The 7,366-nt window shown below is 74.3% G+C and carries 8 protein-coding genes; 2 read left to right on the top strand and 6 right to left on the bottom strand.

Annotation, left to right across the window (positions count from 1 at the left end; all coding sequences use genetic code 11):
• Window positions 1-99 precede the first annotated feature (99 nt).
• From ACWEN0_RS48565 to ACWEN0_RS48540, 6 genes are all read right to left on the bottom strand, one after another.
• On the bottom strand, window positions 100-1,392 hold the full coding sequence (locus tag ACWEN0_RS48565) for a histidine kinase dimerization/phospho-acceptor domain-containing protein (RefSeq protein ID WP_451988539.1): 1,293 nt from the start codon (window positions 1,390-1,392) through the stop codon (window positions 100-102).
• Window positions 1,393-1,394: 2 nt separating this feature from the next.
• Window positions 1,395-2,105, bottom strand: a complete 711-nt coding sequence (locus ACWEN0_RS48560; RefSeq protein ID WP_451988538.1) for a response regulator transcription factor — start codon at window positions 2,103-2,105, stop codon at window positions 1,395-1,397.
• Between the two features lie 16 nt (window positions 2,106-2,121).
• Window positions 2,122-2,787 (bottom strand): IclR family transcriptional regulator, encoded by a 666-nt coding sequence (locus ACWEN0_RS48555; protein ID WP_451988537.1) that lies wholly within the window; start codon window positions 2,785-2,787, stop codon window positions 2,122-2,124.
• Window positions 2,788-2,838: 51 nt separating this feature from the next.
• On the bottom strand, window positions 2,839-3,651 hold the full coding sequence (locus tag ACWEN0_RS48550; protein WP_451988536.1) for a sugar phosphate isomerase/epimerase family protein: 813 nt from the start codon (window positions 3,649-3,651) through the stop codon (window positions 2,839-2,841).
• A complete protein-coding gene (locus ACWEN0_RS48545; protein WP_451988535.1) occupies window positions 3,651-4,784 on the bottom strand; it encodes a dihydrodipicolinate synthase family protein in 1,134 nt (377 codons plus the stop codon). The genes ACWEN0_RS48550 and ACWEN0_RS48545 overlap by 1 nt, the downstream gene beginning before the upstream one ends.
• Window positions 4,785-4,878: 94 nt before the next feature.
• Window positions 4,879-5,919 carry a LacI family DNA-binding transcriptional regulator gene (locus ACWEN0_RS48540; protein WP_451988534.1) on the bottom strand — a complete coding sequence of 347 codons (1,041 nt, stop codon included), beginning with the start codon at window positions 5,917-5,919 and terminating at the stop codon, window positions 4,879-4,881.
• 215 nt (window positions 5,920-6,134) lie between these two features.
• Between ACWEN0_RS48540 and ACWEN0_RS48535 the strand changes: the two genes are divergently transcribed.
• Together ACWEN0_RS48535 and ACWEN0_RS48530 are read left to right on the top strand one after the other, a co-directional pair.
• On the top strand, window positions 6,135-6,539 hold the full coding sequence (locus ACWEN0_RS48535; RefSeq protein WP_451988533.1) for a nitroreductase family deazaflavin-dependent oxidoreductase: 405 nt from the start codon (window positions 6,135-6,137) through the stop codon (window positions 6,537-6,539).
• Window positions 6,540-6,602: 63 nt separating this feature from the next.
• Window positions 6,603-7,364, top strand: a complete 762-nt coding sequence (locus ACWEN0_RS48530) for a lysophospholipid acyltransferase family protein (RefSeq protein ID WP_451988532.1) — start codon at window positions 6,603-6,605, stop codon at window positions 7,362-7,364.
• The last annotated feature ends 2 nt before the right edge of the window (window positions 7,365-7,366 follow it).

Below are 7,366 nucleotides of genomic sequence, written 5' to 3'. Positions count from 1 at the left end.
CTACGCTCAAGCCTCAGCTGCCTGAAAACCCCGTGTCCGCCTCACCGGGGCAACTCCACACACGTGATGCCTCCTCAAGCACGTGTGATGCCTCTTCGGTCACGGCTGGGGTGGGGGGTCCGCGGCCGGGAGGAGCAGGGTGAACGTCGGCGGAGCCGGGCGGCTGAGCCGGAGGCGGCCGCCTTCCGCTTCCGCGAGGCTGCGGGCCAGGCGAAGGCCGATCCCGTGCCCGGCCGCGGCCGTCGCGAACGGGTCGGTTTCGCCCAGGTCGGGGCCTTCGTCGGCGACGTCGATGGCCAGGGCGTCCCCGGCGTCGCGCGCGAGGACCGTCACCGTGCCGCGGCCGTGCGTCGCCGCGTTGTCCAGCAGGACGCCGAGGACCTGCCGGACGGCCGCGGCCGCCACCCGCGCCGGCGGCGGGTCGTCCCGGGTGACGCGCAGCGCCCGCCCGTGCGGCGAGAGCAGGGCTTCGCCCGACTGCCGGACTTCCTCCAGGAGGGCGTCGAGGTCCAGCTCGGCCCGCGGCGCCCGGCGTTCGCGGCCCAGCGCGAGGAGGTCCTCGATCGTGCGTTCCAGCCGGTCGGCGGACGCGATCCCGGCGCGGATCGCCGCGTACGGGTCCGCGGCCGGTGTCTCCAAGGCGGCTTCGAGCTGCAGGCGCAGGCCGGTCAGCGGGTTCCGCAGCTGGTGCGACGCCTCCGCGGAGAACGCGCGCTCGCGTTCGAGGGTCTCGCCGATCCGCACGGCGGTGGCGTCCAGCGCTTCGCCGACGCGGTCGATCTCGGCGATCCCGGCCCGGGGCCCGCGGGCGGTGAGGTCGCCGTCGCCGAGCCGTCCGGCCGCGGCGGCCAGCTCCTCCAGGGGGCTGACGAGCCGCGCGGTGTACCGCCGGGCCATCAGCCAGCTCGCCCCGATCGCCGCCACCGCCAGCCCGGCCATGCCGAGCCAGGTCAGCCCGACGCGCAGGCGCAGCGCGGACTCCGGCCGCGCGGCGCGGACCACGCCGGTCACCCGCGACCCGCTGACCACCGGCACGGCCAGGGTCAGCTCGTCGCCGTCCCGCCCGACGACGACGTCGACCCGGGCACCCGCCGCCTGCAGCACGATCGTCCCGCCCGTCGCGGGCCCGCGCCCGGCGAGCAGCCGCCCGTCCGGCGCGTAGACCCCCACGTCGGCGTCGGCGTCGGCGTCCCCGGGCGCCGGCACGACCGGCGACCGCCCCGCGGTCAGCTCGTCCGAGACGGCCAGCGCGGCGGTGTCGGCCGCGCGCTCCAGGTCGGTCTCGGCGTCGTCGTGGAAGTACTTCATCACGGCCACGCCCAGCGGCAACGCGAACAGCACGGTCGCGACCAGGGCGGCGAGCACCGTCAGGGTGATGATCCGGCGGCGCACGGCTACCCTTCGGCGAGGGTCCGGGCGGGGTCCTCCAGCCGGTACCCGTGACCGCGCAGCGTGGCGATCCGGGGCACCTCGTCGCCGGGGCCGGCCGCGGCCGTGAGCTTGCGGCGCACCGCCGCGATGTGCACGTCCAGGGTCTTGGTGGAGCCGTACCAGTGCGCGTCCCAGACCTCGGACATCAGCGTCTCGCGGCTGACCGCGACCCCGGGCTGCTCGGCCAGCCGCGCGAGCAGGTCGAACTCCTTGGCGCGCAGCACGACCTCGCGGCCGCCCAGGGTGGCGCGGCGGCCGGCGATGTCGACGGTCAGCCCGCCGACGGTCACCGGCGGCCGGGCCCCGGCGGGTGCGCCGCGGCGCAGGTGCGCCCGCACACGGGCCAGCAGCTCGCCCAGCCGGATCGGCTTGGTCAGGTAGTCGTCGGCGCCGGCGTCGAGGCCGACGACGACGTCCATCTCCTCCTGCCGGGCGGTGAGGATGACCAGCACCGTCGAGGGGAGCGCGGCCCGCAGGCGGCGGCACACCTCGACGCCGTCCAGGTCGGGCAGGCCTAGGTCGAGCAGCACGAGGTCGAACTCACCGGACTCGGCGGCCTGCAGGGCCGTCCGGCCGTCCCGGCGCCAGCACACCTGGTAACCGTGCAGTCGCAGGGTCGATTCGAGCACGCTGCCGATCGCCGCGTCGTCTTCCACCACCAGCAGGTTCGGCATGCGGGGAGCCTACGTTCTACTCCGGCCGCGCACCGAAACCGATCCGCGAAATGCGGTGTGAGGCCTCGGTCACTTCGACGCCGAACCGCGCCACGGCCGCTTCGGTGAACCGCGTCGTCGGCCCGGTGACCGCCAGGGCCGCGAGCAGCCGCCCGTCGGCGTCGAACACCGGCGCGGCGACGCTGGAGGCGCCTTCCTCCGGCTCGCCGTGGCTGACCGCGGGCCCCTCGGCCGCGGCGGCGAGCACCTGCCCGGCGGCCCCGCACCGCAGCGGCAGCTCGTCGCCGACCCGGCCGACGTGCCGGATGGCCCGCGAGCCCTCCTGCTGGGCGACGCAGACGAGCACCTCGGTGCTGCGGACGTACAGGTTGACCGTCTCGCCGCAGTCCCGCGCCAGCTCGCGCAACGCCTGGCGGACCGGCTCGGGCAGCTGCCACGCGGTGTTCGCCAGCTGCGCCCAGCGCAGCATCCCGGGCCCGACCGTGACCCGCCCGTCCGGCCGCGTCCAGAGCAGGCCGCGCTGCTCACAGGTGGCGACGAGGCGCAAAACGGTCGTCTTGGCGAGGCCGCTGGCCGCGGTGAGGTCCTTGACCGCCCAGGTCCGGCGGCGTTCGGTGAACAGGGCGAGCAGGTCGAACGCGCGCAGCACGCTCCGGACCGCGCCGTCGTCTTCCGCCTTCATCGAGCGACCCCCGTCCGCCTGACGGACCCAGCGTACCGGCGGCCGGACCGGTCAGGCCACGTGTCGCTCGAACGCCGCAACGGCCTCGGCGAGCACCTCCGCGCCCGGCCGCGCCCACAGGCCGGCGTTGAACACCTCGACCTCGATCGGGCCGGTGTAGCCCGCGGCTTCGACGGCCGCGCGCAGGTGGCGGTGGTCGATCGGGCCGTCGCCGGGCAGCGCGCGGCCCAGCAGCGGGTCGGGCAGCGGCACGAGCACGTCGCACACGTGGAACCCGGCGATCCGCCCGGCGGCCGCGGCGATCGACTCCTCGATCCGCGGGTCCCACCAGACGTGGAACTCGTCCACGATCACCCCGACCTGCTCGGCCGGGTGCTCGGCGGCGACGGCCAGTGCCTGGTCCACAGTGGACAAAACGGACCGCTCGGCGCACTGCATCGGGTGCAGCGGCTCCAGGCCGAGCCGCACCCCGCGCTCCCCGGCGTAGGGCGCCAGCTCGCCCACGGCGTCCGCGACGTGCTGCCGCGACGCGGCCAGGTCGTGGTTCGCGATCCCGCCCACGACCAGCACGAGGACCCCGGCGCCGAGCGCGGCGGCCTCGTCGATCGCCTCCCGGGTCCGCGCCACACCGTCCACAGGGGACCCCTCCGGCGTCACGCCGGTGAAGAACCCGCCGCGGCAGAGCGACGAAACCCGCACGCCGTGCTCCTTCAGCAGGCGCGCGGCTTCGTCGACGCCGGTCTCGGCGACCTTGTCCCGCCACAGCCCGATCCAGCCGACGCCGGCCGCGGCGCACCCGGCCACCGCCTCGGGCAGGGACCAGGCCTTGGTGGTGATCTGGTTGAGGCTGAACCGGGGGTCCATCACGCCACCCCCGCGACCTGGAGCAGCGGCCGCATCCGCGCGACGGCCAGGTCCGGGTCGGCGAGGACACCGGCCTCGTCGGCCAGCCGCAGCAGCGTGGCGAGGTGCGTGATCGTGCGCGCCGACTCCTGCCCGGCGATCATCCGGAAGTGCGCTTGATGACCGTTCAAGTAGGCGAGGAAGACGACGCCGGTCTTGTAGTGGCGGGTCGGGGCGCGGAAGATCTCGCGGGCCAGCGGCACCGTGCGCTCGAGCGCCGCTTCGAACCCCGCGCGGTCGCCGTCGTCCAGGCGCGCCAGCGCGGCCGCGGCGACGGGGGCGATCGGGTCGAAAACACCGAGCAGGGCCTCGCTGTGGCCGTGGTCGTCGCCCGCGATGAGCCGCGGGTAGTGGAAGTCGTCGCCGGTGTAGCAGGCGACGCCGGCCGGCAGCGCCCGCCGGAACTCCGTCTCGACCTCGGCGTCCAGCACCGAGACCTTCACCCCGGCGACGGTGTTCGCGTGCTCGGCGCACAACGCGGCCAGCTCCCGGGCCGCCGCGCGGACGTCGTCGTGACCCCAGTAGCCCGCGAGCGCCGGGTCGAACTGCTCGCCCAGCCAGTGCAGCAGAACCGGGCCGCTCGCCTCGGAGAGCAGTTTCCCGTACACCGCGTGGTAGTCCTCCGGGCCCTGGGCCGCCGCGGCCAGCGCCCGGCTGGCCATCACGACGGGGATCGCGCCCGCGCCGCCGACCAGGTCGAGCTGCTCGCGCCAGGCGTCCACAATGGACGCCGGGGTGGCCGGGCCGGCCGGCAGCTGGTCGGTGCCGACGCCGGCGCACCACCGGCGCCCGGCGGCGATCGCGCCGGTGCGGGCGACGAGCGTCTTAGTGGTGGCCCAGTCGAGGCCCATGCCGCGTTGCGCGGTGTCCATCGCCTCCGCGACGCCGAGGCCGCACGACCAGAGGTGTTCGCGGAAGGCCAGCGTGGTGTCCCAGTCGACGGTGTCCGGCTCGCCGGCCAGGGCGTCCGCCACGACGTGTGCGGCCGCGTAGGCGATCCGGGACGCCGGTGGTGCGGTGGGGGACGCGGGGAGCGGCGGCCCGGACGGTGACCAGTTCACGAGCCCGCCGCCGGGGACCGGGAGCAGGAGCATCGGAGAACCTCCGCGTCAGTCAGAAAGCGCTTTCCCGATTCCACGGTAGGGCCTGTGCCGAAGCACGACAAGGCCCGACCGGGTGTGCGCGCGGTCAGCGCTTGGGGCGAGCCGTGCTCTCGCGCAGGACGACTTCGCCCGACAGCCGGACCGTCCGCGGCCGCGTGCCCGCGGATCCCTTGATTGCCAGGTCCATCGCGCGCTCGCCCAGCTCTTCCAGGGGAAGCCGGACGGTCGTCAGCGCCGGCGCGAGGTCGCGGACCACCGGGATGTCGTCGAACCCGGCGACCGAGACGTCGCCGGGCACGGACAGGCCCTCCTCCCGCAACGCCGTCATCGCGCCGATCGCCATCACGTCGGTGACGGCGAAGACGCAGGTCGGCAGCTTGCGCTTGCGGCCCGCGAGCAGCCGCTTCGTCGCCTCGTAGCCGCCGTCGCGGGTGAAGGCGGCCTCGACGACGTCGTCTTCGTGCAGGCTGATGCCGTGTTCGGCGAGTGCGTCGGTGAACCCGGCCAGCCGGTCGATGACGGTGCTGAGCCGGCGCGGCCCGGCGAGCACGGCGAACCGCTTGTGCCCCAGCCCGGCCAACGCCTTCGCGAGGGCCGCGGCGCCGCCCTTGTTGTCCGGCTGCACGGTGTCGATCTTGAGCCCGCGGTGCCGGCTCACCGCGGCGACCTGCCCGCCGCCGCGGCGGTAGGGCTCCAGTTCGGCGGCCATCGCGCGTTCCCACGCCCGGTCTTCGAAGGCCGAGCCGATCAGCAGGATGGCCGCGGCCCGCTGCGCGCGCAGCGTCGAGACGTAGGCGACTTCGCGGTCCGGGTCGCGGAACGTCCCGGCCAGCATCACGAGCAGCCCGTTGTCGGTGGCCACCCGCATCACCCCGCCGGCGATCGCGGCGAAGTACGGATCGCTGACGTCGTGGCAGATCACGCCGACCGTGCGGTGCGTGCCGCCGGCGAGTGCTTGTGCGTGCGCGTTCGGGGCGTAAGCCAGCTCGGCCGCGGCGGCGGACACCCGCTCCCGCAGATCGGCGCGGACGGACGCGGTGCCGTTGAGCACCCGCGACGCCGTCGCGAGCGAGACGTTCGCGCTGCGTGCCACGTCTTCGAGTGTCACGTGCGGCCGGGCCTTCATGGCTGGCTCCTCCAAGATCGGTCTCGAGTGTCTCGGCGTGCTCGGTCGGTGCAATCTACTGGGAGGGGGGTGGGCCCGGAGAAGCCGCTGGCCGGGGGACCTGACCCGTTCGAGTGAACGCGCGGGGAAGATCGGCGGCGCAGAGTGTGTTGCAAACAAGGAGAACGTTCAAGTAGTGGGTACGCCACTGCCGATCGACCGTGAAAGGAACCCGCATGCTGTTCGGTGACGAGCACGTCCGCCGCTACGAGGAGACCGACGGCGAAGTCGGCCACGAGTGGAAGGAAGGCGTCCCGACGCTCGTGCTGACCACCAAGGGCCGCAAGACCGGGCAGGAGCGCAAGTTCGCCCTGATCTACCAGGAAGTCGACGGCAACCCGGTGATCGTGGCGTCGAAGGGCGGCGCGCCGAACCACCCCGGCTGGTACTTCAACCTCGTCGAGACGCCCGAGGTCGGCGTCCAGGTCAAGGCCGACAAGTTCAAGGCCCGCGCGCGCACGGCCGAGGGCGAAGAGCGCGCGAAGCTGTGGGAGAAGCTGGCCGCCGTTTGGCCGGACTACAACGACTACGCGAAGAAGACGGACCGCGAGATTCCTGTCGTGGTTCTCGAGCGATTGTGATCTGCGCCGCGTTCCGCGTGCGCGAGGGCCGATCCGGCCGGTCGTCGGCTACGAATGACGGTCATGGACCGCTGGACCGCCCTGGACACCGAAGGTGAGCTCCTCACCCGACGCCAGATGATCGCCTACGGCCGGCGCTTCGCCCGCGCCGGCCGGGGCGCCTGGTACAGCTTCGCGATCGAGGTGGTCTGGCAGTTCCTCGTCCAGACGACCCGCTTCCGGGTGCGCGGCGCCCACCACATCCCGAAGACCGGGGGCGTGCTGGTGGCGTCGAACCACCTGTCGTTCGCCGACCCGACGACGTTGACGGCGTTCTGCCTCGCCGCCGGCCGCGTGCCGCGGTACCTGGCGAAGGCCTCCCTGTGGAAGCTGCCGGTCGTGGGCCGCGTGATGCGCTCGGGACGGCACATCCCGGTCTACCGCGGCGCGGCGACGGCCGCTGAGGCCTACCGCGACCTGGTCGCGTCGGTGCGGGACGGCGAGTGCGTCGCGGTCTTCCCCGAGGGCACGTTCTCGAAGGACCCGGACGGCTGGCCGATGCGCGGCAAAACCGGCATCGTGCGCGCGGCCCTGGAGACCGGCGCGCCGGTGATCCCGGTGGCCAACTGGGGCACCCACCACCTGCTGCCGTCGACGGCGTGGGTCCCGCGCGGGTTCCCGCGCAAGACGGTCGACCTGGTGGCCGGGCCGCCGGTGGACCTGTCGGACCTGCGCGACCGCCCGTTGACGCGCGAGGTGCTGGAGGAGGCGACGGCCCGGATCATGGCGGCGGTGACGGCACTGCTCGAGACGATCCGCGGCGAGACGCGCCCGGCCGCGGCCTGAGG

The organism is Amycolatopsis sp. NPDC004378 (assembly GCF_053602455.1).
This window is presented reverse-complemented; position numbering and strand designations above follow the sequence as displayed.

Coding starts and splice junctions, on each gene's coding strand:
- ACWEN0_RS48560 (WP_451988538.1), bottom strand. CDS start 2,105: ATGCCGAACCTGCTGGTGGTGGAAGACGACGCGGCGATCGGCAGCGTG.
- ACWEN0_RS48555 (WP_451988537.1), bottom strand. CDS start 2,787: ATGAAGGCGGAAGACGACGGCGCGGTCCGGAGCGTGCTGCGCGCGTTC.
- ACWEN0_RS48550 (WP_451988536.1), bottom strand. CDS start 3,651: ATGGACCCCCGGTTCAGCCTCAACCAGATCACCACCAAGGCCTGGTCC.
- ACWEN0_RS48545 (WP_451988535.1), bottom strand. CDS start 4,784: ATGCTCCTGCTCCCGGTCCCCGGCGGCGGGCTCGTGAACTGGTCACCG.
- ACWEN0_RS48540 (WP_451988534.1), bottom strand. CDS start 5,919: ATGAAGGCCCGGCCGCACGTGACACTCGAAGACGTGGCACGCAGCGCG.
- ACWEN0_RS48535 (WP_451988533.1), top strand. CDS start 6,135: ATGCTGTTCGGTGACGAGCACGTCCGCCGCTACGAGGAGACCGACGGC.
- ACWEN0_RS48530 (WP_451988532.1), top strand. CDS start 6,603: ATGGACCGCTGGACCGCCCTGGACACCGAAGGTGAGCTCCTCACCCGA.